This is a genomic window from Microcoleus sp. FACHB-68 (genome assembly GCF_014695715.1).
Classification (GTDB): Bacteria; Cyanobacteriota; Cyanobacteriia; order Cyanobacteriales; family Oscillatoriaceae; genus FACHB-68.
On the sequence record NZ_JACJOT010000015.1, the window covers coordinates 160,365 to 186,492 of the forward strand.

At 46.6% G+C, this 26,128-nt stretch carries 16 protein-coding genes; 8 read left to right on the forward strand and 8 right to left on the reverse strand.

Going from position 1 to position 26,128, the window contains the following annotated elements:
- Complete coding sequence (locus H6F73_RS21235) at positions 1-1,812, reverse strand: tetratricopeptide repeat protein (RefSeq protein WP_190760761.1); 1,812 nt, start codon at positions 1,810-1,812, stop codon at positions 1-3.
- Positions 1,813-2,445: 633 nt separating this feature from the next.
- Here H6F73_RS21235 and H6F73_RS21240 point away from each other — a divergent pair.
- Both H6F73_RS21240 and H6F73_RS21245 read left to right on the forward strand, forming a co-directional pair.
- On the forward strand, positions 2,446-3,948 hold the full coding sequence (locus tag H6F73_RS21240) for an alanine/glycine:cation symporter family protein (protein ID WP_190760762.1): 1,503 nt from the start codon (positions 2,446-2,448) through the stop codon (positions 3,946-3,948).
- Between the two features lie 11 nt (positions 3,949-3,959).
- Positions 3,960-4,139 (forward strand): hypothetical protein, encoded by a 180-nt coding sequence (locus tag H6F73_RS21245; protein WP_206754760.1) that lies wholly within the window; start codon positions 3,960-3,962, stop codon positions 4,137-4,139.
- Positions 4,140-4,246: 107 nt separating this feature from the next.
- Here the strand turns inward: H6F73_RS21245 and lipA are convergent, their stop codons facing one another.
- On the reverse strand, positions 4,247-5,188 hold the full coding sequence (gene lipA, locus H6F73_RS21250; RefSeq protein ID WP_190760764.1) for a lipoyl synthase: 942 nt from the start codon (positions 5,186-5,188) through the stop codon (positions 4,247-4,249).
- Positions 5,189-5,670: 482 nt separating this feature from the next.
- On the opposite strand from lipA, the gene H6F73_RS21255 reads away from it, so the two are divergent.
- Positions 5,671-6,234 (forward strand): response regulator, encoded by a 564-nt coding sequence (locus tag H6F73_RS21255; RefSeq protein WP_190760765.1) that lies wholly within the window; start codon positions 5,671-5,673, stop codon positions 6,232-6,234.
- 274 nt (positions 6,235-6,508) lie between these two features.
- A complete protein-coding gene (locus H6F73_RS21260; protein WP_190760766.1) occupies positions 6,509-7,378 on the forward strand; it encodes a Cof-type HAD-IIB family hydrolase in 870 nt (289 codons plus the stop codon).
- A 322-nt stretch (positions 7,379-7,700) separates the two neighbouring features.
- Here the strand turns inward: H6F73_RS21260 and H6F73_RS21265 are convergent, their stop codons facing one another.
- Complete coding sequence (locus H6F73_RS21265; RefSeq protein ID WP_190760767.1) at positions 7,701-8,723, reverse strand: DALR anticodon-binding domain-containing protein; 1,023 nt, start codon at positions 8,721-8,723, stop codon at positions 7,701-7,703.
- Between the two features lie 297 nt (positions 8,724-9,020).
- Here H6F73_RS21265 and H6F73_RS21270 point away from each other — a divergent pair, with 297 nt between their 5' ends.
- Positions 9,021-9,746 (forward strand): Crp/Fnr family transcriptional regulator, encoded by a 726-nt coding sequence (locus H6F73_RS21270; protein WP_190760768.1) that lies wholly within the window; start codon positions 9,021-9,023, stop codon positions 9,744-9,746.
- A 76-nt stretch (positions 9,747-9,822) separates the two neighbouring features.
- Here H6F73_RS21270 and H6F73_RS21275 read toward each other — a convergent pair whose 3' ends face one another.
- Together H6F73_RS21275 and H6F73_RS21280 are read right to left on the reverse strand one after the other, a co-directional pair.
- The gene (locus tag H6F73_RS21275) at positions 9,823-13,593 is read right to left on the reverse strand and encodes a GAF domain-containing protein (RefSeq protein WP_190760769.1); all 3,771 of its coding nucleotides are present in this window, start codon (positions 13,591-13,593) and stop codon (positions 9,823-9,825) included.
- Positions 13,594-14,183: 590 nt separating this feature from the next.
- Positions 14,184-14,465 carry a hypothetical protein gene (locus H6F73_RS21280; protein ID WP_190760770.1) on the reverse strand — a complete coding sequence of 94 codons (282 nt, stop codon included), beginning with the start codon at positions 14,463-14,465 and terminating at the stop codon, positions 14,184-14,186.
- A 249-nt stretch (positions 14,466-14,714) separates the two neighbouring features.
- On the opposite strand from H6F73_RS21280, the gene speA reads away from it, so the two are divergent.
- On the forward strand, positions 14,715-16,643 hold the full coding sequence (gene speA / locus H6F73_RS21285; RefSeq protein WP_242072593.1) for a biosynthetic arginine decarboxylase: 1,929 nt from the start codon (positions 14,715-14,717) through the stop codon (positions 16,641-16,643).
- 78 nt (positions 16,644-16,721) lie between these two features.
- Here speA and H6F73_RS21290 read toward each other — a convergent pair whose 3' ends face one another.
- From H6F73_RS21290 to H6F73_RS21300, 3 genes are all read right to left on the reverse strand, one after another.
- Complete coding sequence (locus tag H6F73_RS21290; protein WP_190760772.1) at positions 16,722-17,888, reverse strand: NDP-sugar synthase; 1,167 nt, start codon at positions 17,886-17,888, stop codon at positions 16,722-16,724.
- 225 nt (positions 17,889-18,113) lie between these two features.
- On the reverse strand, positions 18,114-19,016 hold the full coding sequence (locus H6F73_RS21295; protein WP_190760773.1) for a ScpA family protein: 903 nt from the start codon (positions 19,014-19,016) through the stop codon (positions 18,114-18,116).
- A gap of 333 nt (positions 19,017-19,349) precedes the next feature.
- Positions 19,350-19,733 carry a LapA family protein gene (locus tag H6F73_RS21300; RefSeq protein ID WP_190760774.1) on the reverse strand — a complete coding sequence of 128 codons (384 nt, stop codon included), beginning with the start codon at positions 19,731-19,733 and terminating at the stop codon, positions 19,350-19,352.
- A 229-nt stretch (positions 19,734-19,962) separates the two neighbouring features.
- Here H6F73_RS21300 and H6F73_RS27090 point away from each other — a divergent pair, with 229 nt between their 5' ends.
- A complete protein-coding gene (locus H6F73_RS27090; RefSeq protein ID WP_277882633.1) occupies positions 19,963-20,088 on the forward strand; it encodes a hypothetical protein in 126 nt (41 codons plus the stop codon).
- Between the two features lie 603 nt (positions 20,089-20,691).
- Entirely contained in the window at positions 20,692-26,103 is a 5,412-nt protein-coding gene (locus H6F73_RS21305; RefSeq protein ID WP_190760775.1) for an ATP-binding sensor histidine kinase, read from the forward strand.
- Positions 26,104-26,128 lie beyond the last annotated feature (25 nt).

The following is a 26,128-nucleotide window of genomic DNA, read 5'->3' on the forward strand; positions in this document are numbered from 1 at the left end:
TCATGCCTGTCTTGAGCGCCCTAACTGTTGTAGAATAGTTTTTCTTAATTCCTGGGCTTGTTGAAGGTTGGGATTAATTTGCAGCGCCTTCTCCACAGACTCAAGTGCTTCTTTATTTCGTCCCTGCAAATGTAGGGTAATACCTCGGCTAGTCCAAGCATTAGCATGATCAGGCTGGAATTGAATTGTTTTGTCAAAAGAGGCAAGGGCATCTTCGTAGCGTTTCAATTCACCTAGCGCAACGCCTCTGCCATACCAAGCATTAGCTAAATCAGGCTGAAATTGAATAACCTTGTCATAAGAAGCAAGGGCATCTTCGTAGCGTTTCAACTCACCTAGTACAATGCCTCGGTTATACCAAGCACTAGCATCCTCAGGCTTAATTTGAATAGCTTTGTCATAAGAAGCAAGCGCATCTTCATAACGTTTCAACTCACCTAGCACAATGCCTCGGTTATACCAAGCTACAGCATAGTCCGGCTTAATTTGAATAGCTTTGTCAAAAGAAGCAAGCGCATCTTCATAACGTTTCAACTCACCTAGCGCTGTACCTCTGCCATACCAAGCATTAGCTAAATCAGGCTGAAATTGAATCGCCTTGTTAAAAGAAGCAACCGCATCTTCGTAGCGCTTCAACTCACCTAGCGCAACGCCTTGCTCAAACCAAGCATTAGCATGATCAGGCTGAAATTGAATCGCCTTGTTAAAAGAAGCAACCGCATCTTCGTAGCGTTTCAACTCACCTAGCACAAAGCCTTTGCCATACCAAGCATTAGCTAAATCAGGCTGAAATTGAATTGCTTTGTCATAAGAAGCAACCGCTTCTTCGTAGCGCTTCAAATCACCCAGCGCAACGCCTCTGCCATACCAAGCATTAGCTAAATCAGGCTGAAATTGAATTGCCTTGTCATAAGAAGCAAGGGCTTCTTCGTAGCGTTTCAACTCACCTAACCCATTGCCTCGGCTATACCAAGCTACAGCATAGTCCGGCTTAATTAAAATTACCTGATCAAAAGAAGCAACCGCTTCTTCGTAGCGTTTTAACTGACTTAACACATTGCCTCGGTTAAGCCAAGCCTCAGCCAAATCAGGCTTAAATTGAATCGCCTTGTCATAAGAAGCAACTGCATCTTCGTAGCGTTTCAGCTTCCTTAGCGCAGCACCTCGGTTGTTCCAAGCCGCAGCCAAATCAGGCTTAAATTGAATAGCTTTGTCATAAGAAGCAACTGCATCTTCGTAGCGGTTTAACTGACTTAACGCATTGCCTCGGTTGTTCCAAGCATAAGCATCATCAGGTCGAAATTGAATTGCTTTATCAAAAGAAACCACCGCATCTTCGTAACGTTTCAGCGCCCCTAGCACAATGCCTCGGCTATCCCAAGCCTCAACATAGTCAGGCTGAATTTGAATTGCCTTGTCGTAAGCACTAAGCGCTTCTTCATACCGTTGATAGTTAGACAAATTATTGCCGATCTTCAACCAGTCTCTGGCGCTTCGTGTAGTCTCAACATCATCGGCAGAAGGCTGATTAAGATTTGCTCGATAGGTATTAATGGGAATCGCCCAATTAATATTGGTAGCCTCTTCTCCTACTCTCTCAAAGTTAGTACCGGCTGCAAACTGCGATTTTTGTGATATTTGCTCGTCTGTGATGGCCATAAATGTAGCTATTTCCGTTCTCACAGATCCGTGAACTGCTACTACCTTATCCAATCGCTTGCAGACACCGGCAAATGATTTTTCTCCAAGACTACAGCCGATGAGAGATAAGGTAAAAATGCTGGAAACAAGCAACAATTTCCGCAATTTCATAGTGCGCCCAAAGAATTTAAGGATTAAGGCTGAGCTGAACCTTTGATATATCTTTCTGACTCAGTGTACGCACTAACCCTTTCAAGGTTATCTCAACTTTCTAGGCGTCATTGATGACAATTTTATGCAAATTCTTGACATGAGAGTGCGTGTTGAACTGTAATCCATTGGTTGGTAAACGGTTAACCAGAGGGTACACTTCGTTAATCTACTCTACAGATTTTGAAATATTTTAAATTATAACAACTTTATATTTTTTTCTTAAATATTTTGTGAATCTTAATACATTTATCTTGGATAAAATTCAGTTACGCTCTGCTATTGCCACCTTATTTGTAAAGCTGAAAAAATGAGATTTTTTTGTAAACGACCGCTAAGAAACACACTTGGCAATTTAAACTGCGCTCTCATCGAGTTTAATGGCTTCCACAAAAGTGCATAAATTTATGGTCAAACAACCGAACTTAGCAGCAAAGGAAACTGGGCGCGTGCGGCGCAACCATCGGGGTTGCAAACTGGCTGGATTGTTTAGCCGGTACTGCGTAGAATCATGTTGCCCTTGATTGCGGTAAACCTGAAGAACTTAGCACCACAACCGCCCACGCGGCTTCACAATGTTTAAAAAATCACACCATGAAACGAACCTGGCTTTTATTTTTACTGATTCTGGCCTTACCTAGCGCCGCCCTCGCTGCGGAAACAGCAGCCCCAGCCGGCGGCTTTTTAGACGCTATTGATGCTGTCTTCGCCAAGATTGTTGAGGCGATGTCTGGGGTGCTGTTCTTGAGCATCGGCGGTATGCCGTTTATTGTGTTGTGGCTGATTGCCGGTGCGATCTTCTTTACCATCCGAATGGGTTTTGTTAACATTCGGGCGTTCAAACACGCGATCTACGTGGTTCGTGGCCATTATGACGACCCGACGGAAGAGGGCGAAGTCACACACTTTCAAGCTTTGTCGGCTGCCTTGTCAGCAACAGTGGGGCTGGGTAACATTGCCGGCGTGGCCATTGCCATCAAGCTGGGTGGCCCTGGTGCGATGTTTTGGATGACCCTTGCCGGCCTATTGGGCATGAGTAGCAAGTTTGTTGAGTGTACCCTGGGCCTTAAATACCGGGTGATCAGCCCAGATGGGCGCGTTTCTGGTGGCCCGATGTACTTTTTGTCTCGTGGACTCGGTGAAGTTGGGTTGCGCCCACTGGGTAAGGTTCTGGCAATTTTCTTTGCGATCTTCGCCATCGGCGGGTCTTTCGGCGGGGGCAATATGTTCCAAGCCAACCAGTCCTTTGCTGCCGTTGCCCAAGTTCTGCCGGTTTTCGCTGGCCGCAGTTGGCTCTACGGCTTAGTGATTGCCTTTTTAGTCGCTCTAGTCATTATCGGCGGAATTCGTCGCATTGGGGCAGTGGCAGAACTGCTCGTGCCGGCTATGTGCCTCCTTTATGTCTTAGCTTCCCTGTGGATTCTGTTGTTGAACATCCCGGAAATCCCTGGTGCTTTTGCCACGGTTGTCAAGGAAGCGTTTTCTCCCACAGCGGTTGAGGGAGGCTTTATTGGCGTACTTGTGCAGGGGGTGAGACGCGCATCTTTCTCCAACGAGGCGGGGATTGGATCGGCATCCATCGCCCACTCAGCCGCCCGGACTCATGAGCCGGTTCGTGAAGGTATTGTAGCCCTGCTAGAACCCTTTATCGACACGGTGGTGATTTGCAATATGACCGCAATTGTTGTCATTCTCACCGGCGTCTACAGCGATCCTGCAACTGCCAACTTAGATGGCATTTACATGACCTCAGCGGCCTTTTCAACGGTCATTAGTTGGTTCCCCGCAATCTTAGCGATTTCTGTTTTCCTGTTTGCTTTCTCAACAATGATTTCTTGGAGTTACTACGGGGAAAGAGCTTGGGCGTATCTATTTGGGGAAAATACAACAATTTTTTACAAGGCGCTGTTCGTTATCTGCGTCTTCATCGGCTCAGTGGTGAACCTGCGCTCAGTGCTTGACTTCAGCGACATGATGATATTAACGATGGCGTTCCCGAATATGCTGGGCGGCTTCCTCTTATCTAACAAGGTGGCTGCTGATCTCAAAAATTATATGGATCGTCTCAATCGTGGGGAGATGCCGGTTTATAAGTAGGGGAATGGGCAATGGGCAATGGGCAATGGGCAATGGGCAATGGGCATGGGGCAATGGGCAATGGGCAATGGGCAATGGGCATGGGGCAATGGGCAATGGGCATGGGGCAATGGGCATGGGGCAATGGGCAATGGGTAATGGGCAATGGGCAATGGGCAATGGGCATGGGGTTAGGCTGCGCCAACCTTTAGGTACGGGCATGAACTCAGGAATGAGGAATCAGCAACATTTCTCCCCTCAGCACTAAAAACTCCTCCAATCCCCCATGCCCCATGCCCCATGCCCATTGCCCAATCCCCTATTCCCTCTCTCCAGCATGATAAGAACTGCGAACCAGTGGGCCAGATCGGACGTGGGAAAAGCCCATTTCTGTGGCTATTTCGCCAAGCCGGCTAAATTCTTCGGGTGTCCAGTATTTTTGCACCGGCAGGTGTTCTAAGGAAGGACGCATATACTGTCCCAAGGTGATGCGATCACAGCCGGCTTCTCGCAAATCTGCCATTGCCTCGATTATTTCCGCTTCTGTTTCCCCATGTCCCAGCATTAACCCTGATTTGGTGGGAATGCTGGGGTTAATTTGTTGAACGATCCGCAACACATCCAGTGATCGCTCATACTTAGCACCCCGGCGCACCGGCCCTTGCAAGCGTCTGACGGTTTCAATATTGTGGTTATAACAGGCGGGATTTGCCTTAACGACGGTCTCAATGCGTTGGCGCTGCTGCTGTGCCGGCGCGATCTCCTCAGAATGACCGCCCCAAAAATCGGCGGTAAGCACTTCAATCTCAGTTTGAGGGTTGAGCCGGCGCACCGCTTCTATTGTCGCCACAAACCAGCCGGCACCGCTATCGGGCAAGTCATCTCTAGCAACAGATGTCAGGACAACATAACGTAATCCCAATTGCTGCACGGCGTCGGCTACCTTCTGGGGTTCTTCTGCATCTAAAGGCATCGGCGCATGACCTTTATCCACTTGACAAAACGCACAGGAACGGGTGCAAACAGGACCCATGAGCAGAAATGTTGCGGTTTTTTGTGAATAGCACTCGCCTCGGTTGGGACACCGGCCTTCTTCACAAATCGTGTGGATCTGGCGTTGCTTAATAATTCTTTGAACTGTCGAAAGTTCGCTGGCTTTACCGATAGGGCGTCGCAGCCACTCTGGCATTGCTTCGATTTCTGCCCTCAGATGTTTGTTTGAGGATGGGGTTACAGAAGGTTGCTGATTTTGGTTAGGCATAAAAGTGAGATTATAATCCTTCAGGCAGGTTACTAACATCAATAACTGTGATATGTTTTGCCTTTCTCAAGAGATGCCGGTGGGGTGTCTCTAAAAAAGTGAGGTTGCTTTTTTGCCGTTGGCTCCAATAGGGCATTAAGCTAGGGGATGAAGAACTCAGCTCGTTTTTAGCGAGACTTCAGAATACAGAAAATGGAAATAGCCGGCTCAAAAATTGTATCGCTGCTATTACTGTTGTATAAAACTCTAATCAGAGTGATTTTGTTGGGCAGCGAGAACGCTACTTCATTTAGCTGTAGTGTGACTCACCAGGTCTGGGCTGGATGCACCGCAGCTAGACATTGCTGATTCTTCTTCCCTCCTTGGCCTGAGCTAGTTTGTCTGATCGGGGTTGCATCCTCAACTAGGATTCAACTGCTTCAAGGTCACAAAACTGTCACCATTAAATTTAATCCTTCACTCAACCACTAGAGGAGTCAGTCGTGGCAAGTCACAAGATCCTGGTTATCGATGACAGTAAGGTCATTCGGGTGCGAGTTCGAGAAATGTTACCGCCTGGTAACTTTGAAGTCCTAGATGCGAAAGATGGCGAAGAAGGACTCAAGCTAATCCGTCAGGCACGCCCCAATTTGATTATGTTAGATTTCCTGCTGCCTAAAGTGAGCGGTTGGGAAGTGTTTCAGCAGATCCAATCGAATGCTGAACTACGAAGCATTCCTCTGGTATTAATGTCGGGGCGTAAAGAGGAAGTCACGGAGAAAATTCAGGAACCGTTTAAGCATTTTGCCTTTATCGAAAAGCCTTTTGAAAAGAAAACGCTGATTGAGGCGATCAAATTGGCAATGAAGATTGCGCCAAAAGCACCGGCAGGCGCAGCCGCAGCCGCACCGGCAGCCGCAGCCGCAGCCGGTGACGCAGCTTCAGGTGATTCTTCAGCAGATGTTCAGGCACTGAAGCAACAAATGGCCAAAATGCAGGCTGAAATTGATGGCTTGAAGAAACAAATCACTCAAATTATGACGTTCATTAAACAAAAAATGAAGTAGCCGGCACGAGTCTGTGATGGACTGTGAGAAAGTGTCGGCGGGGATGGAAGTTAACCAATTTGCCCTCACTATTGGGTAGCCGGCAGCTTGAAAATATGATTCACTGACCAATTGTAGGGGCACGGCATAACCGTGTCCTTCTCGGTTTAATGGGCCATTTCGGGACTTTTTAGTGCTGAGTGCTGAGTGCTGAGTGAGAGAGTGGGGGAGAGTGGGGGAGGTGGCTGAATTCCAAACTTAAGATTTGTCCCAATCGCGTTTGAGAAAGGAAAAGATGATAGATATCACATCTGCAGTTAACCGCGCAAATACTGCCGGCATTAATGCCACAGACATTCAACTTTTAGTGCTTGATATTGATGGCACCATTGCCGGGGTGTCGAATGAAATAAACGAGCCGGTGAAGCAAGCCATTAAGGCAGCTCAAAGGAAAGGCGTGCAAGTGGCGGTTGCAACCGGGCGGATGTACTGCTCAGCTTTGCGCTTTTATGAGGAAATTGGCTCGACTCTCCCCTTAATAACCTACCAGGGAGCGCTGATTAAAGATCCCACAACTCAACACCTTCACCGGCACTTGCGACTTTCTCAAGCACTTGCGTTACAACTGCTGGATCATTTTGAGTTGCCCGAATTACGATCCCTGCTTTCTATTCACTGTTACGTTGATGACCGGCTTTATGTGCGTGAACTCACCCCTGCTAGCATCGCTTATGGCGAACGCACCGGCGTACAGCCCATTCCAGTTGGGGACTTGCGTCAATTTCTGACAATTGAACCAACCAAAATCTTAGCGCTGTGCGATGATCCCGCCGTAATTGACCAGTTGCTAGGAACGTTGCGCGGACGCTACACGCCGGCTGAGCTTTACTTAACCAAATCAGTCGCCACTTTTTTTGAAGCGACTCACCCAGCCGTGAACAAAGGCGAAGCGGTTCGCTATCTCGCTGAGGAGATACTGGGCTTGCCGGCTTCTAGCGTGATGACGATTGGCGATAACTTTAATGATGTCGAAATGCTTGCTTATGCCGGCCTTGGTGTAGCGATGGGCAATGCGCCGGCAGAAGTAAAGGCTGTGGCTAAATGGGTTGCTCCTAGCGTTGAGCAAGACGGTGCGGCGGCAGCGATTGAGGCATTTTTACTATAAGCGCTCATCAGAAAGGGCACCGACGACTGGCCGTGTTTCGTCTCGGTGCCCTCGCTGGTTCGCTCCTCACACAAGAGAAACTCTAGCCCATGTATGTTGAGTTTGTCAATCCCTTTTCTTATATTTTTATTGCAAGTTTTATTGATGTTTTAACCCTTAACCATAGATTTTAGATTATGCATTTAAATTGTTGGCTGATATAGGGCTGGTATATGGGATCTGAGACTGATCCTAAAACCCTTTCCTACTATGCTTTTAAGCATTAAAAATAAAGTTTTAAGAAAGTAGTATTCAAACCGTTTTCATTTCATTCGTCAAAGCCTTAAAGTTCCACCGGCGCAGAAACACCGAATAAATCTTGCAGAATTAACCGCAGCACCGATTGGGTAGCTTTGATCAAACCCAATCTTGCTTGGGCAAGCTGTGGCGTTTCAGTTTTAACCTCGCCCCAAAGCCGGCAAGCGCTGTAGAAGCTCTCAAACGCCGTACTCAAAGCAGTCGCCAGTTTTAGCCACTCCGTCAGCCGATGAGCTGCCGGTGGCAGAGATAAAGCATCTAGGGTGTCAACTAGCTGGGAAATTAAACCCCATTCTGCTGGATGCACCAACCGTAGGGGGGAAGATGGGAAGACTTCAGAGTTGAGCCAGGGGATAGGGTTGGGGGCGAGTAGGTGCCAAAATGGGGAGCAGAGTTCAGGATGGGGATCGCTGAGGATAATTGTGCCGTCCAGATGTGCCAAGCGCAGAAGTGAACAGCAACGAGCGTGAGCATACTGAACGAGAAACAGGCTTTTAGAAGGATAAACGGGATTTTGCAGCACATCTGTTTTGTGTTTTCCTTTTTCGCCGGCTATCCCTATCCCAGCCTTGGATAAGATTATCGATGCCGGTTGCTCCTTCTCCCCTTCTCCCCCTCGTTGCCACAGGTATTCTTTAAGCTGTAAGGAATCTATCCCCTGAGTGAGGCGTTGCAACCAGTTCGCCAAACCAGCGTTTGTTAGCTGCAAATGAATCCAACCGGGGGGGACAGCTTGAACTGTAAAATCCAGTCTGCCGGCATCCCCTGCGGCAATCTGTGATAAATCAGCTGCAATTTTAGTTGCAATATCCATTGCAGACATCTGCCAGATTTTAGCCAGTTTTAACCCCATCGGACAAAGGTACACAATTCGAGTTGTATCTTTTGCCCGGAGTAAGGTTATAGACTGTGGAAAAACTTCTGAAGCAGCAGAGGCTAATGTTTGGGAGGTTGTGCCGTGCAGCCGAATGGCAGCTTGTAGCCGGCCTTCCAACAACCGTTTAACAGCCGGCAAATTAGTAGCAGATAAATCAAAATTCACACTCACTCACCTGCATCCTTAAGTAATGGCGGACTCAATACCAGCTTGTCATTGGAACTTTCAGCACAAATAACCAATCAAACAAAAACATCCTGAAACATTTATGGAGGTTAGAAGTATTTTTTGCTACCTTCAATTTTTCCTTAAGACCTATAAATAAAACAGAGACAATGCAGCTAAACCCAAAGGAGTTTGATTTTTTACTCAATTTTGTGAAATTTATGAGTGAAGTGTAACTTCCTCACACGGGTTCAATAAATGCGCTGTCTTTGAAGTCTTCACCGCTCTGCAAAAGCCTTTTTTATGCATTCATTCTTACAGTCACAAGTCTCTCGACCATTTTTAACTTGGCAACTAATTCTCGACTGGGCTGAGGAACACTATCGCTATCGTACATTTAGTAAGGATGAGCGAATTCCAGCTCGATCTGAGCTGCTATATTTGGTGCAACGGGGTGCTGTGCGACTGGTGGGGACTGCCCAAATGAGTGCCGCTGCCGGCAACTCAAAGTCTGACTCAACTGCAATAGATTCATCAGAAGAAGCATTTTTAGGATTCGTGGGTGCCGGCCAACCGTTTGAAATTGTAGCCCAATCTCCGTTTAAGCTCCAAGCCTACGCCCATATCGATCAAACTTCGGTGGTGTGGATGTACTGGCAAGACTTAGACAACTGGCCTCATTTCCGGCGGGAAGTCATGGATGCTTTTCGCTATCAGCATCAGCGGAAATTGCTGTGGCTGGCAACTTTAGGACAGCGGCGCACCATTGACCGGCTTTTAGGGTTTCTCACACTGTTGGTGGAAGAATATGGGGAACCTTGCGAGCTAGTTCGCAAAACCGGCAACGAACCCGGTTACTGCCTGCCTTGGGCGTTAACGCACGCCCAAATTGGTAGCGCCATCGGTTCTACCCGCGTCACCGTCACCCGCTTGATGGGTAAATTGCGAACGACAGGATTCATTCACACCCACGGCGATCATATTATCTGTTTGCCGTCAGCCAGTCGAGGCCGGCGCTTAGGTGCTTAGCCGGCGGGAAAAAAGAAAAGTGACCAGTTTAGGGGAATTTTTCCCGGTGTCTTCTCACTGATCCTTTTTCCCACACTTAATTTTCTTCAGGCGGGGAAGCATCAGGCAAATGTTGAACGAGATGCACAACCGTATCAAAACTTGCCTGATCAATATTGCCAAGCATATTTGCTAATGTCTCAGGAGATTGGTATAGGGGCAGCGAAATCGTGAAACTTGAACCCTGACCACTGTTAGATTTTAAGGTAATAGAACCGCCGTGGAGTTCAGCTAATTTGCGGGTAATTACCAAACCAAGTCCCGTTCCCTGATACTTGCGAGACAAAGAAGAATCGATTTGTGAAAAGGGAGAAAAAAGCCGGAGTTGGTCAGCTTCATCAATACCAATGCCGGTGTCCCAAACTTGAAAGTGAATGGTTTCAGGTGTAGAAACGGTAGAGTCACCCTCTTCTTTTGTCTCGTTGTAAGTGCGATAAATTTTTAGCCCAACCGTGCCTTGAGGCGTAAACTTGATAGCGTTGGTCAGCAAATTCAACAGCATTTGTTTCAACCGGCGCGGATCTGTAACCATGTACTCCAAGTCAGGTTCTACATCCACATCCAAGTATAAACCGTGGTTCATCACTCGCTCTTGAACTAAGCTAATCACACTTTCACAAATATCTCGGATAAACACAAGTTGCGGCTCTAATTCCAGACGATCCGCCTCAATTCGTGACAAGTCCAGAATGTCATTAATCAGTTCTAATAAGTGTTCGCCACTGCTATGAATGCGGTCAACATACAGCATTTGTTTGGGATTCAGTTTGCCGAAAGATTCCTCTAGAAGCACGCTAGAGAAGCCAAGAATCGCAGTCAAGGGCGTGCGAAGTTCGTGGCTAGTCGTGGCAATGAATTCTTCTTTAAGACGGTTAACTTCTGCAAGCTGATAATTTTGTTCTTGCAATAAGCGCCACTGCTGCCTGATTTCCGTGACATCTTGACCCACCCCAAGGACGCGATGAATGGTGCCGGTGGCGTCTGTAATCGGTGCGTAAACCGTTTCAAATGTGCGAGTGCCGGTGGGAAGGGAAACTTCGTGATTGAAAACAACTTTTTGGCCGGTACTAAACACATGATGAATTAATGGTTCAATCGTACTGGCTTCGGTTCCAATCAGTTGGCGGTTGGTTTTACCGATAATTTCACTCTGTGGTTTGCCGATTAAAGATGCTCCCGCTGCGTTGATTGAAAGGTAGCACAACTGCCGGTCATATTCGACAAAAACATCCGTTGATTGTTCTAAGAATAAGCGGAAGTATTCCGCACTAAGGCGCTGTTCGTGTTCTTGCCGGTATAGACGCGCTTGACGGATGGCAATCGCACACTGAGAAGCCACCTGCTCTACTAAGTTAATTTCCTTGGCTTGAAACCGGCGGTGGGTGGTATGAAACACGCACACCACCCCAATTAACCCTTGGTTATCCAAAATTGGGCTAATTAGCAAAGACACCACCCTAGTAGCTTCCAGAGATTGTACGCCCGGTGTGTCCTCAACCTTAGAAATTTCGGTTTGCGACATCGGAACTTCGTGAATGCAGGGTTGACCGGCAAAGAGCCGGGTTCGGAACCCCTCAGGCCAATCTTGCAGAGACGAACGCGATCCAATCAGCGGTGCGGCTAGTTGCAGTGAGCCGCTTAAGTGTTGAGAACGCACCTCAAAAACTTCCTGCCCTTCATCAAACAAACTGGCATAACAACCATCAACGCCCAGGGTGTTAGCCAAACCTTCCACCGCAATTTTTAGCATTTGGTCTTCACCCAGCGATTGCAACAGCGCTTCAGTCAGCTGACGGGTCAGCTGTTCAAATTTCAGAGATTGTTCTAAAGAGCGTGTTCGCTGGTTAACCCGGTTTTCCAATTCATGAGCATAAGCTTGCAACTGGTGCACCAAATTGGCTTGCTCAATGGCAATGGCCAACTGATTGGCAACTGCTTGCAAAAGCTGCTGTTCGTCAGTCGTCCACTGTCGCGGGGCATGACATTGGTGAACCACCAACAAACCCCACAAAGGAGGAATCGAGGGCCGGCGCAAGAGGTTGCCGGCATCTTGCCTGGAGCCATCCTCCTGAAAGTCTCTCCTGCCGCGAGACTCCGTGCCTTCGGTGCGTTGAATGGCCACAGCCATCATGCTGCGAACTTGCATTTGCTCTAGCATTTTATGGTGGCATTCGGCCAGCTCTTCTATCCGAACATCAGTCACACTCCACAGCCGCCCGTTGCGATAGGCTTCCAGATAAGGCGGGGGAATACAATCTGCAGAGAACGATATTCCCTTGAGGGTCGGATAAATAGCATGAACGTCTTCAGCAACACAAAGTCCTCTGCTTGACAGATTTGGGTTAACCTGAGCCAGCGCTGGGCCGCTAAGCTCGACTAACGAATCGTCAAGTAGCTGGTAAGCTAAAACCCGGTCTGCACCGAGTGCCTGTCTAAGACGCTGAACTGCTGTTTGCAAAATCGCATCGAGATCGAACGTGGCGCGGATTTTAGCGGAAATTTCACTCAACAGGGCTTCGCGTTCCCGCCGCTGCTGAATCTCCAGTTCAGCTCGTTGGTGTTCGCTCAAGTCTGTAACAAAACTCAGCAAGTAGCTTTCTTCTGCCTCTTCGCCGATGAGCGACATTGCCACTTCTGCTGTAATAAAGGAACCGTCCCGCCGCAGATATCGTTTGCGAAGCGTTTGACGTTTATTGCCGTCGTTCAGCATTTGTTGAATGACTCTCACCTCAGTTGCAAAATCTTCTGGATGAGAAATTGACCGGCGATCTAAATGGCGCAACTGGTTTTGGGTGTAACCTGTGAGGCGACAAAATGCTGGATTGGCATTTAGGATACCGCCATCTAGGCTTTCATAGAGAATGCCGATGGGGGCTTCCCAGAATAAGTTGTTGATGCTTTCATCTGGGCTGAATTTGGCCTGAGGTGTGCCGGCTGCTAAGGGGTGAGGATTGCCTGGAATTTTAGTGGCTGAAACAGGTAGCGAATCAGACAAGGGTGAACCGTGCGCTGCGGAAGCTTGTTGTTCTAAGTTGTTAAGGTTTAACTTTTCAGTTTCTTGATGGCTCTTAATCGTTTCTTCTTGCGGGTTTTCTGCGACATCAGCGTTATTTTCTCCGACGACTCCTAAGAGTTGTAACCAAACCCGGCGCAGCACGTTGCTGCGATTGTTAAGGTCTGTTGCTTTTAATCCTGAGCAATAAGGGGCCGCTGCTGCTACTGCTGGGGTGCTGAGCAACTTGACGATAACTTGCGGGTCGAAGTTTAAGGAAACTTGCCAGGTGGGGGTGGTTATGGATGTCGTTAGAAACTCTGTTTCAGGGGATTGCGTTGGGGAAAATGAAGGATGAATTTGCTCATGGTGTTCTGAGTTGAGGCTTGTTGTGGCCGGCTCTAGGTGAATCCAAATATTAAGGTAAGAACTTAATATGATTAAACTTGCTTCTACTTCAGCAAAATCAATTAACTGGAAGGTTGGCAACTGAGGCGTTTCCGTTGCTTCTGGGTTGCCGGCTGGGCCTTTTGAGGGTTTGTAGTTGGCGTTTTTGGCGGATAGTAGCTGATCGGGATTTTTGCTGCCGGCAGGTCGCAGCAGCAGTTTTGGGTCAAGGCTTTGTTGGGCTTGGTGGGCGGATTCCCACCAGGTTTGCGCTAAACTCTGACAAAGTTCTTTATTTTTGCCGGCAGCCAGTAACGTCCGCAACCGACCACTCGATGCGACGGCTGTTTGTAAAATTTCTACTAAAGAACACACTCTGGGCCAAGTCAAATGCAGGATAATTTGACTTGGCAAAGTTAGATAGCTCATTCGTTTACCGCGCTGATTCAGTCGTTGTTCACTTATCTTGATAACAGTCAGCTCGCCTCTTAAGAAAAGACTAAACAACAAAATTTTTTCTTGGAAGTTTATCTCTAGCTCTAGCTATTAAATAACCAGTCAGAGTTTGAAAAAGTTGATCACAGGTAGTTATACTTTCACAAAGCCAGATAAAATGTCATCTTAATGTACCCACAATCAAGTGCGGCGCTTACAGGCTGAGGTCATGCTTCATCCCTTTTAAACTTCTCTAATCCTATTGTGCCTTGTGGATCGGGTAAGGATAGCAAATTTAACAATACCTTGTAGCTATTAACACATTTTAAAGGTCTGCGGGAAAGCTGGTTCAGCAATCGGCGCGATTGATCTGTGGCGTTTGTAGGCGGTGAAAGGTGAGTTTAGCTGGGTGCCAATGAGCGGACTTTTTAGCAACCTGGCTGATCAATAGAGCCAAGATTGCCTGTAACCCCATCTTTGGGAAAGTTTTAGGAATAGTTAAATTAAATAATGTTCCCCCGCAGACTGGGGATCGCGCTTGCCGGTGCCGGCCATTGGTACTCAGGCAATGCTAGATGTGAGACTCAGGTACCGTCACCACCTTCTGAATAACGCACAATTCCATCAGCAGACTCTGTATAATAGCTGCCGTCAGCGTCTTGATAATAGAGATTGCCGTCGGCGTCTATCGCTGCGATGTTCCCTTGGGAGTCTTCTGTATAAAGCGTTCCATCTGCATCGACTGCTGTATAATTTCCCTCAACATCCACCACTTCGGCATTACCCTTGGCATCCTCGATATACACATTCCCCTCGGCATCCTCTGCATAAGCGTTGCCTTCCGAGTCGTATTGTGTGTAAACCATCAAAACAGTCCTTCCTCGCAGACCTGATGGGTCGTATTCTAACAAAGGGTGGAGAAAGCTTTGTTAAAGCCATCTAAAGATTGAATAAAGGCTTTTCTCCCCTCAGCTCGCTGTGGATGAATGCGATAAACTGTCACTCTACAGGTCAAAAGCGAGGACACTTCTAGTATGGGTTTGGAGCCAACCACCGCTGATGCCGGCACTGAAGAAGTCTCAATCGAGTTGCCGACGAGCGTCGAATCCCCCCCAATGCACAATGGGAAGCCGTCAAATCGAGCCAGCGCTCGTAAATCTTGGACAATCGAGCAGAGTGAAGAACTGTATCGCATTCGCGGCTGGGGAGAACCTTATTTTTCAATTAATGCTGCCGGTCATGTAACGGTGTCACCCAAGGGCGATCGTGGCGGTTCTCTCGATCTTTGCGAATTGGTGGAAGCCTTGCAACAGCGTAACTTAGGGTTGCCCTTGCTGATCCGGTTTTCAGATATTTTGGAAGATCGTATTGAGCGGTTGAATGCTTGCTTTGCCAAAGCAATCGCCCGTTACAAATATCCGGGTGTTTATCGCGGTGTTTTCCCGGTGAAGTGCAACCAACACCGGCACTTGTTAGAAGATTTGGTGCGTTTTGGCCAACCGCATCAGTTTGGCTTAGAAGCCGGTTCCAAGCCAGAGTTGCTGATTGCTTTGGCAACCTTAAAAACCCCAGGCGCACTGCTGATTTGCAACGGTTATAAAGACCGGGAGTATATCGAAACTGCAACCTTAGCCCAACGGCTGGGACAGTTGCCGATTATTGTGATCGAGCAGCTAGAAGAAGTGCAGTTAGTGATTGAAGCCAGCCGGAAGCTGGGGATCGAGCCGATACTGGGGGTTCGAGCCAAGCTGAGCAGTAAAGGAATTGGCCGCTGGGGTGGCTCAACCGGCGATCGGGCTAAATTTGGCCTGACGATTCCCGAAATTATTCAGGCAGCCGATCAGCTCAATGATGCCGGTTTGTTGAACTCGTTGCAGCTGTTGCACTTCCACATTGGCTCTCAAATTTCCTCGATTAGCGTAATTAAAGACGCGATCCGAGAAGCCAGCCAGATTTATGTCGAATTGGCCAAGTTGGGAGCCAATATGAAATATCTGGATGTCGGCGGCGGTTTGGCGGTAGATTACGATGGCTCTAAAACCAATTTTCACGCCTCCAAAAACTACAATATGCAAAACTACGCCAATGATATTGTGGCGGAGGTGAAGGAGGCGTGTGAGGAGCGCCAGCTGCCGGTGCCGACGCTGATCAGTGAAAGTGGTCGTGCGATTGCTTCCCATCAATCGGTTTTAGTGTTTGATGTGCTCGGTACAAGTGAAGTCCCGTCTGTGGCACCGGCACCTCTGGGAGAGCGAGAACACCTGATTTTGCGAAATCTCTACGAAACTTACCAGTCGATCGGCGTGGAGAATTACCAAGAGGCTTACCACGACGCGATTCAGTTTAAGGAAGAAGCGATTAGCATCTTTAATTTTGGCTATCTCAGCCTGCGGGATCGCGCGAAAGCTGAGCGTCTCTACTGGGCTTGTTGCAAAAAGATTCTCTCTCTTGTCCGCCAACAGGACTATGTGCCTGACGATTTGGAAGATTTAGAGAATATCATGGCGTCGATTTACTATATCAACCTGTCTGTCTTCCAATCGGCCCCTGATAGTTGGGCGATTAACCAGATGTTTCCGATTATGCCGATTCACCGGCTCGATGAAGAACCGACGCAACGGGGCACCCTGGCGGATCTGACTTGCGATAGCGATGGCAAAATTGATCAGTTTATTGACCTTCAGGCGGTCAAGCCGGTGTTAGAATTGCATCCCCTGAAAGCCGGCGAACCTTATTACTTGGGTATGTTTCTTGCCGGTGCTTACCAGGAAATTATGGGCAATTTGCACAATTTGTTTGGCGACACCAACGCGGTTCACATCACGCTGACGCCCAAAGGATACGAAATTGAACACGTTGTCAAGGGGGACACGATGACGGAAGTGCTGGGCTATGTCCAGTACGATTCTGAAGATTTGGTTGAAAGTATCCGCAAACAAACTGAGCAAGCTTTGCAAGCAGGGCGGATTTCTCTGAAAGAATCTCAGATGCTGCTGCAAAATTACGAGCGCAGCTTGAGTGGGTATACCTATCTATCGAGTTAGGAAATGGAGAATTGTTAATTAAATAGCGCTCAGGTGTCAGTTGCCACTGATATCTGAGCGCTATTCATTCGTGATTCCTTAAAAGTCTTCTGTGCCCAAAAGTTCTGCAATAACTTGCCGTTCTGCCGGCGGTTGGTCTGGCAGCGATTTCCGGGCGTCGGTAATCAACCAGTCTAAAGCTGCTGCTTCTAGGTCAATGTTTTCGCCGTTTTTATCAATGCAGTAGCGCCCAAAAACTAATTTGTCGATTAACCGTGCGCCTTGTCCTAAGCGGGAGTATTCAAAAATCACGCTATTTTCGACGGTTGCCCCACTGCAAATACAGCAATTCGGGCCGATCATCGTTGGGCCGATAATTTTTGCGCCATCTTCAATGCGAGTCATGCCACCGATATAAACCGGCCCTTCAATCTCGACTTTGTCCCAGTTAATGGCGACGTTGAGACCTGTGTAGACCCCTGGCTTCACTTCATGGCCTGGAATGGCAACATTTTTGACTTCTCCCAGCAGCACGCCGCGAATGGCACGCCAGTAGTCGGGAACTTTGCCTATGTCCACCCATTGAAAATCCATTGTGATGCCGTAGAATGGCGCTCCAATTTTTACCAGATGGGGGAACAACTGGCCACCAATATCAAATTCTTGGCCGGAGGGGACGTAATCTAAGACTTCTGGCTCAAAAATGTAAATGCCGGTGTTGATGCTGGTGCTGAGAGCTTCTTCGACTTTGGGTTTTTCTTGGAAGGCTTTGATCCGCCCCTCTTCATCCGTAACCACGACCCCATAGCTAGGGACTTCGTCTTTGGGGACGGATTTCATAACCACTGTGGCAATTGAACCTTTTTCGCGGTGCCACTTGACGGCAGCGGTTAAGTCCAGGTCAATTAAAGCATCGCCACACAACACCACAAAGGTGCTATCAAAAAAGGGGGAGAAGTCTTGGATGCGGCGCATCCCGCCGGCTGAGCCTACGGCTTCCCCTAGGAGTTCACCTTCTACAATTCTGCCTTCAAAGGAATAGGCAATCTGAACCCCAAATCGCTGGCCATCTCGGAAATAGTTCTCAATCTCATTTGCTAGATGGCTGACGTTGACCATAATTTCGTTAAAGCCGTGTTGCCGTAGCAACTCAACTAAGAACTCCATCACTGGCTTTTGCAGGATGGGAATCATGGGTTTGGGAATGGTTTGGGTAATGGGGCGGACGCGGGTGCCCTTCCCAGCAGCCAGAATCATGGCTTTCATAAAAGTTTTTCTCTCAAGCCTTGGCCAATCAATTTAGTCAATTGATAGTTTACAGTTCGGTTAATGCCGATAGGAGCGAAGGACGCGCAAGTCATGCGCTCATTTAGAAATTTATAGCTCAGTCCAGCCGACTCCAAACAACAGGCTACCAGGTATTTTCCCCATTAATGCACATTTCTTGAGATTATGTAGGTGCCGGCGTGCTAATGCATCCTTTTCCATCGCTCAACTTGCCGGTTTAATGCTTTCATCCACTTTGGCGGCTGGTAGCTGGAGCGATTCTGGCAGCGCCCGAATTTTCAAGTCTTGGTAGAATTCCTCTTGACTTAACTCAACCTTAGACTGAGCCGACAGCAGCAGCAACGCCCAGAAAACGCCGACTCGGTCGTTTTCCTTGAGTGCTTGGCTTGTGTCTGCCGGCACGGGCGACTCACCGGCAGCTTGCTTGGTTGCGGATGACAAGCATTCTAGTAATTCGTCTAGCTCCAACCACTCGTGTTCTTGAGCGATTTGAGTCCAATGCTGGAGGAAAAACCGCTCCAAGATGCCGGCGACTTCGGAAAGATTTTCCTGGTGGGCCAGATGGGTGATGGCGCGGGCGACCTGGGCGCTGGATTTGGGGCTGGATTTTTTTGGACGCGCCCGACGAGGGCGATCTTCCATCGCTGTCGCCATCAGCTGTAACTGGTCGATCAATTCTTGAAGGGTGACGCGGCGTTTTTGCGGCGGCTGGGCAACGGCACGCCGGCGCAGTTGGCGCTCTAGCTTCAGTGGCCCTCGCTGTGCGGTATCATCTTCAAGCAGTTCTGTGCCGTCTTCGAGCAGTTCTGCTTCGTCCTCTGGTTCGGAAGAACGAGCAAGACTGTCGGCTTTGAGCAATACCAGCATTGAGGCATACAAAAAAGCCTGCCCTGACTGTGATAGGGCGACTTCCCGCTCAAGTTGGCCGGCTTCGCGAACTGGAGCAAGTTCGCTTAAAAAGCGATCAATGACCTCAATCACTTGGACATCCCAGGGGTTAATTTCTCCCTGTTTGGCCAGGTCAATCAGCAGGGCGATGCCGAGTTCTGGGGCTGACGAGCCGCGATGATTGAGGTTCGCTGCATCTTGGGACAATGAAACTGTCATATATTAGACCTTCATCTCAAATCCGCGCATACAGACTCGTGTCGAATGCTAAGTTAACACAGCTGTATTCAGCTACCGCGCCACGCAAAGTACACAGGGGAAGTGGGGGAGCTTTTGGGTTTTATTTAACATTGAAGCCGCGAATCAGGGGAGATGGGGAGATACTGGGAAACGATTAGGTAATTAATTAATCGTAAATTATCTCATTTTTGATTGAGAAGGGCAAGCTGGCCACTAGCAGATGGGAAGCAGTGGCAAGTCTTGGGCCAGTTTGTGGATCTAATGTTAAGCCGGTGATGCCAATGCCTCACTCAGGCTCGCATTTGTGTCTGATCAGGCGTCTGTGGTTGACACCTCCTGAGCGAGAGACGCATTCGTGGTGAGGGGTTCGCTGGCAGGTGGCAGCCGGTGCTGGTCTTGCAATTCTGCTTTATAGCGTTCCACATCTTGCTCTAACTCTTGAATGCGGTTATCTTGTTTGCGAATTTGACGAATATCTTGGCGGGCTACCAGTAGCCGCTGCAAGCGAGTCCACACACCAAAAAGCCAAGCTAAGACGGCTCCGATCCCCATCGCCAAAATCAGTTCTATGGAAATTGGGGCTTGAAACTGGATACCTTCGATAATCTGAATGGTTGCCGGCTGTGTATTTTCGATGCTGAATAAAACCAGCGCTAAGCACAATACGAAGATGATGACGAAGTTGAGCGGTCGCATCGATGGACTCCTGCATCTTGGGGTTCATTTGCCCATTTTACGGGGGCACCGGCACGATTCAGCACTGTGGGGTTGGAGATTTTGCGCGGGAAATCTCTAATAGGGAGATAAATTCTGATTGATGAAACCCTGCAGGTGAATTTTGGGGCTGGGGTTGGCCGTCTTGTGTGCAGAAATAATTATAAAATTTCCGTTTGATAAGTTAATTATAAATTGGAGAAGGAAATTAATGGACAAACTGGCTGATGCAGGATGGAGAGGTTGCCGGCACTGTCAGCATCTCTCGGAGATGGGAAAGATTACCGCTTCTGGCTTTGAAGCGATTGGTGCCGGTTCAGCAGTCGCCACCCGTTAGGATGATCGCTCTGTGGAAGCGTAGATTTTGCAACAAGACAATTAGCAAATTTAGCCAATACAGACAAATCTTGATAAAGTACCAAAAGCTGAGGCTTTGGTGGTAGTCGCTTTCCGGAAACTGAAAAATAATTCTGGATTTTTGGCGCGAGTGTTTGCGATTTTGCCATAATCAAGCTATCAGTTAAAAAGACCGGCAAGAAGCTATTAGTGCAATTTGAGAATGTAACATTTTATATCAAAGACACAGCGGCGCTTGTTCTTTCTATCTAGGGGTTACTTAGTGAGACTCGGCAGATAAAAATCTCTCATGAGATTTTCCCCTCTCCCCGTCTTTCGTTTTTTCACTACAAAGATGTGGGATGCTCTCTGTGAGGGTTGCTACCGGGCGAGTTTCGGCTTTTTCCTAGCAAGTTGAGCGCCACGGGCAAGAACTCTGTGAAAATGTGCCGGTGTTTGCTGACAGTAAATGTCCATCTGCTGAGGGCGAATTGCTCGATGTTGCCGGTGATTCCCCGCACCTTGTTGATTCTACGGCTTTCTTAACAAGATGTTGGCGCTACAATTTTATATTTAAGCCACTACCTTTAAGGATAACCCTACGATGCTTACTATCCCTGGTTACCAAATTCTCGCTTTAATTTATGAAAGTGCCAATTCCCTAGTTTATCGGGGACGCCGTGAGCATGATAATCAACCTGTTATCTTGAAGCTGCTCAAACACGAGTATCCCTCCGCAGCAGAACTTGCCAGATATGAGCAGGAATATGAAATTACTCGGTCTTTAAATTTAGAAGGCGTTGTCAAAGCTTATGATTTGCTAAAGTATCAAAATACTTCAGTTATGGTTTTAGAGGATTTTGGCGGCGAGTCTTTAAGAACTTTAATGGCTTCGCAAAGGTTTACACTTTTAGGATTTTTGACTTTGGCTGTTAAAGTTGCCAAAAGTCTGGGAAATCTTCACGCTGTTAATATTATACACAAAGATATCAATCCTTCTAATATTAGTTTTAATCCCGCAACCGAGCAATTAAAAATCATCGATTTTAGTATTTCCACTGTCTTATCCCGCGAAAGTACGGCGATTAAAAATCCGAGCGTCTTAGAAGGAACGCTGGCTTATATGTCGCCGGAACAGACCGGCAGAATGAACCGAAGTTTAGATTATCGAACTGATTTTTATTCTTTGGGGGCTACTTTTTATGAGTTACTAACCCATCAATTGCCGTTTATTGCAACGGATGCAATGGAGTTGGTACACTGTCACATTGCTAAACAGCCGGTGCCTCCCCATGTGATCAATCCAGAAATTCCTAAGGTTTTGTCTGATATTGTGATGAAACTGTTAGCAAAAACGGCTGATAAGCGATACCAAAGTGCTTGGGGATTAATTGCTGATTTAGAGGAATGTCTGACTCAATTACAGGATAAGGGGACGATTTCGGAATTTCCGATTGGTCGTCAAGATATTTCTGATAAGTTTCAAATTCCGTCAAAGCTTTATGGCAGAGAGCGAGAAATTGAAACGCTTTTAATGGCTTTTGAGCGGGTTTATGCCGGCACGACTGAATTGATGTTGGTTTCGGGTTATTCAGGGATTGGGAAGTCAGCGCTGGTACAAGTTCTTTATAAACCGATTACCAGACGTAAGGGTTATTTTATCGCTGGAAAATTTGACCAATTTCAGCGTAATATTCCCTACTCGGCTGTCGTCAGTGCTTTTTCTGAATTAGTGCGGCAACTCTTAACAGAAAGTGAAGTGCAGTTGAATCGTTGGCGGGAAAAACTTTTGGCTGCTTTTGGCCCGAATGGTCAAATTATTATTGATGTTATTCCCGAAGTAGAATTGATTGTGGGTTCTCAGCCGGCTATTGCGGAATTAGGGCCTACAGAGTCTCAAAATCGCTTTAATTTAGTTTTTCAAAACTTTATTCAGGTGTTTTGTTCGAGGGAACATCCACTCGTTATCTTTTTAGATGATTTGCAATGGGCGGACTCTGCAACACTCAAATTAATTGAGTTAATGCTGATGGATGAGGGGACGCAATATCTGTTTGTGATTGGGGCATATCGAGATAATGAAGTAAGTCCGACTCATCCATTAATGATGACCCTAGACACGCTACGCCATGAAGAAGCGGTTATCAACCAACTTAGCTTAGAACCTTTGAACCTTGAGCAGATCAGCTTACTCATTGCTGAGACTTTGCACAGTAACGAACAAGCCGTCAAACCGTTAGCAGAATTGGTTGTGCGTAAAACCCAAGGCAACCCGTTTTTTGTTAGTGAATTTCTGAAAACTTTATATCAAGAAAATCTTCTCACTTTTAATCCTCCTTCCCCTGTGAGTAAAGGGGGATGGCAGTGGAATATGGATAAAATTGAAGCACTTGCTATCACAGACAATGTGGTGGAGTTGATGATTTGGAAGTTAAAGAAACTGCCAGATTCAACGCAACAAGTTTTACGTTTAGTGGCTTGTTTGGGCAACCAATTTGATTTGAACACACTGTCCTTAATTCATAAAAAAGAAGCATCAGAAACGTTTAAAGACCTTTGGCCGGCAGTTCAGGAAGGATTAATATTACCCGCTTCAGAATTAGAAAATACGGATCTTGATTTAATTAATTATCCGCTTTTAATCCTTAATTATAAGTTTTTGCATGACCGAGTGCAACAGGCGGCCTATTCACTGATTGATGAATCAAATAAAAAAGTGGTTCATTTGGAAATTGGCCGGCTGTTACTGGCAAATACTCCTGCCGAGTACCGAACAGAAAGAATCTTTGAGTTAGTTGATCATCTGAATGTAGCGAGATCATTAATTGCAGATGAGCAAGAACAGATTGAATTGGCTGTATTGAATTTAGAAGCCGCCCGAAAAGCCAAAGATGCAACTGCTTACGTTTCTGCTCAACAGTATTTGACAGCAGGAATGGAAAGCTTAAGCGAAGCGATTTGGGAGTCGCATTACGATCTGGCTTTTGCTTTGCATAAAGAACGGGCAGATATTGAGTATTTAAATGGCAACTTTGAAGAATCAGAAAGATTTATCAATTTAACCTTAGAAAATACTCATTCAGCTTTAGAAAAGGCAGAAATATACAATTTGCTGATTGTGCAATATACGCTACGGGCTAAATATGAGGAGGGCGCGACAGCAGCGAAAAAGGCATTAGCTTTGCTTGGTATTGAATTGCCGGCAGATAATTTAGAAACGGCGATTGGCGGGGAAATTGCAGCCGCGAAAGAAAGTGTAGCAAATAAAAACATTGCTTCTTTAGTCGATGCACCGGAGATGACGTTACCGGACAAAAGAATTGCTATAAAATTAATCAGCAACGCGTTAACATCTTTTTACCTGACTAATCTTGAATTCTGGACTTTAAGCTTGCTAAAAGCCGTAAATATGTCGTTTCAATACGGAAACGCTCCAGAATCATGTCTTTGTTATTCTAGCTATGGAATGCTTTTAATTGGATTTTTTGGAGATTATAAATCAGCTTATGAGTTTGGGAACTTAGGGCGAAAATTGAGTGAAAAGTGGAGTACCACGGATCTGAGATGTAAAGTTTTAGCAACCTTTGGTAATGCAGTTAATTACTGGTTTAAGCATATAAAAGAGGCAAACCCGATTAATAATGAAGGCTATCAAGCAGCGTTGAATTCTGGATGTCTGGAGTACGCCGGCTACTTACTCCATAACAAAATCGTAAATTTATTTATGGAAGGAAGCAATATTGCCCAAATCTTGACCGAAATTCCCAAATATTTGCAGTTTGCCCAAAAAACAAAAAATCAACTGTCAACTGATACGCTAATCGGAATGCAACTGTTGATGATGAAGTTGACTAAACTTGCTCAAGAGGAAGCTGCTTCTGCCTCAGATGAAATGAGTGAGGTTAGCTATTTAGAAGATTGCCAGCAACGGAGCAACTTTTTATCCCTAGCTATTTATAAAATTTATAAGTTACAAATTCTCTACCTTTACGATCATCTCGATGAAGCTGTAAAAATTGTTTCGGAAACCGAAAAGCTCATTCCTTTTACAGGAGGGATGGCTGTCGCTACAGACTATAATTTTTACTCGTCACTCATTTTAATCGCTGCAGGCTCAAAAGAGTCTGAAGACGAGCAAAAACAATACTGGCAAAAATTAGAAGCCAATCAACAACAAATGAAAACTTGGGCAGAAAACTGTCCTGAGAACTTTCTGCACAAATATCTTTTAGTGGAAGCAGAAATCGCCCGAATTTCTGGGAAAGCAGAAGAGGCGATAGATTTGTACGATCAGGCAATTGAATCAGCCTTAGAAAATCAGTTTACCCAAAATGAAGCCTTAGCCAATGAACTGGCAGCAAAATTCTGGTTAGCAAAAGGTAAAGAAAAGATTGCCAAAATTTATATGACTGAAGCGCATTATGGCTATCAGCGTTGGGGGGCAAAACGCAAGGTTGAAGATTTAGAAACTAAATATAGTCAGTTGCTAACCAAAACGCCGGCTAAAAATCGGATGCGTGATACCGCCAACAGCAAGCTAGATGCAACGATTCACACGACAACCGGCGGCAATTCGGAATCTCTAGATTTAGTAACCGTCATGAAAGCTTCCCAAGCAATTTCTGGGGAAATTGTGCTAGATAAGTTGCTGGCAAAATTGATGAAAATTCTCATCGAGAATGCCGGCGCACAAAAAGGCTTGTTGGTTTTGCCAAAAGATGGAAAATTGATCGTTGTAGCAGAAGCCTCTGTCACGCAAGATGAGGTGGTGATGCAGAAATCTAACTTGGTTGAGTCTAGTCAAGATTTGCCGGTGTCGGTGATTAATTATGTCGAGCGCACTCGCTCTGATATGGTTTTAAGTAATGCTGCCGGCGAAGGACGATTTACGAGTGATCCCTATATAGCTAAGCGGCAACTGAAATCAGTTTTGTGCAGTCCGATTATCAATCAAGGGCAACTGATCGGCATTCTTTATTTAGAGAACAATTTAACCTCCGGCGCGTTTACGCCGGAGAGACTGGAAGTTCTAAGACTGCTTTCTTCCCAGGCTGCTGTGTCCTTAGAAAATGCTTTACTTTACGCTTCAGTAGAGCAAAAAGTCTCAGATAGGACACAAGAATTAAACGAAAAAAATGTTCGTCTCGAACAAACTCTTCACGAACTAAAACGCACCCAAACCAAACTGATTCAAAGCGAAAAAATGTCGAGTTTGGGGCAAATGGTTGCCGGTGTTGCCCATGAAATTAATAACCCGGTTAGTTTCATCTATGGCAATCTCACGCCGGCAAGCGAATATGTTCAAAGTTTGCTTTCTGTTATTCATCTCTACCAGCAGCACTATCCCACACCGGCAGCGGAAATTTGTGAGGAGATAGAAAACATTGATCTCGAATTTGTGGTAGAGGATCTGCAAAAACTTTTAGATTCAATGAAAGTGGGTGCTGAACGCATCCGCAAAATTGTCCTGAGTTTGCGAAATTTCTCGCGGCTGGATGAAGCGGATATGAAGCCGGTTGATATCCATCAAGGAATTGAATCTACCTTGCTTATTTTGCAACCTCGACTAAGAAAAGAAGGGGGGCGTTCTGGAATTGAAATTATTAAAGAATATGGCAAGCTGCCTCTGATTACCTGCTATGCCAGTCAAATGAATCAGGTATTTATGAATATCCTAAGCAATGCGATTGATGCTTTAGAGTCATTCGTTCCGCGTTCAGAATCCTTGGAAAATGAGCGAGATGGAAAAACCATTTATATTCGCACTGAAGCAAGTTCTACCGGCTTTGCGACAATTCGGATTTCTGACAATGGCCCAGGTCTGACAGAAGATGTGATTCGGAAGATATTCGATCCCTTCTTTACCACAAAGCCGGTGGGTTCCGGCACCGGCTTAGGACTATCCATTAGTTATCAAATTGTTGTAGACTCTCACCAAGGGCAGCTCAACTGTATTAGCACCCCCGGTAAAGGTGCAGAGTTTGTGATTTCAATTCCCATCAAACCGCAAAAATAATAAAGCGGAAGGATAAAACTTGTTT

Bases quoted from the DNA above. Each gene is read 5' to 3' on its own strand.
- H6F73_RS27090 (WP_277882633.1), top strand. From the start codon at position 19,963: ATGGACAAACTGGCTGATGCAGGATGGAGAGGTTGCCGGCACTGTCAG.
- H6F73_RS21235 (WP_190760761.1), bottom strand. From the start codon at position 1,812: ATGAAATTGCGGAAATTGTTGCTTGTTTCCAGCATTTTTACCTTATCT.
- H6F73_RS21300 (WP_190760774.1), bottom strand. From the start codon at position 19,733: ATGCGACCGCTCAACTTCGTCATCATCTTCGTATTGTGCTTAGCGCTG.
- H6F73_RS21290 (WP_190760772.1), bottom strand. From the start codon at position 17,888: ATGAAAGCCATGATTCTGGCTGCTGGGAAGGGCACCCGCGTCCGCCCC.
- H6F73_RS21275 (WP_190760769.1), bottom strand. From the start codon at position 13,593: ATGAGCTATCTAACTTTGCCAAGTCAAATTATCCTGCATTTGACTTGG.
- H6F73_RS21240 (WP_190760762.1), top strand. From the start codon at position 2,446: ATGAAACGAACCTGGCTTTTATTTTTACTGATTCTGGCCTTACCTAGC.
- H6F73_RS21260 (WP_190760766.1), top strand. From the start codon at position 6,509: ATGATAGATATCACATCTGCAGTTAACCGCGCAAATACTGCCGGCATT.
- H6F73_RS21280 (WP_190760770.1), bottom strand. From the start codon at position 14,465: ATGGTTTACACACAATACGACTCGGAAGGCAACGCTTATGCAGAGGAT.
- speA (WP_242072593.1), top strand. From the start codon at position 14,715: ATGCACAATGGGAAGCCGTCAAATCGAGCCAGCGCTCGTAAATCTTGG.
- lipA (WP_190760764.1), bottom strand. From the start codon at position 5,188: ATGCCTAACCAAAATCAGCAACCTTCTGTAACCCCATCCTCAAACAAA.
- H6F73_RS21295 (WP_190760773.1), bottom strand. From the start codon at position 19,016: ATGACAGTTTCATTGTCCCAAGATGCAGCGAACCTCAATCATCGCGGC.
- H6F73_RS21270 (WP_190760768.1), top strand. From the start codon at position 9,021: ATGCATTCATTCTTACAGTCACAAGTCTCTCGACCATTTTTAACTTGG.
- H6F73_RS21305 (WP_190760775.1), top strand. From the start codon at position 20,692: ATGCTTACTATCCCTGGTTACCAAATTCTCGCTTTAATTTATGAAAGT.
- H6F73_RS21245 (WP_206754760.1), top strand. From the start codon at position 3,960: ATGGGCAATGGGCAATGGGCAATGGGCAATGGGCATGGGGCAATGGGC.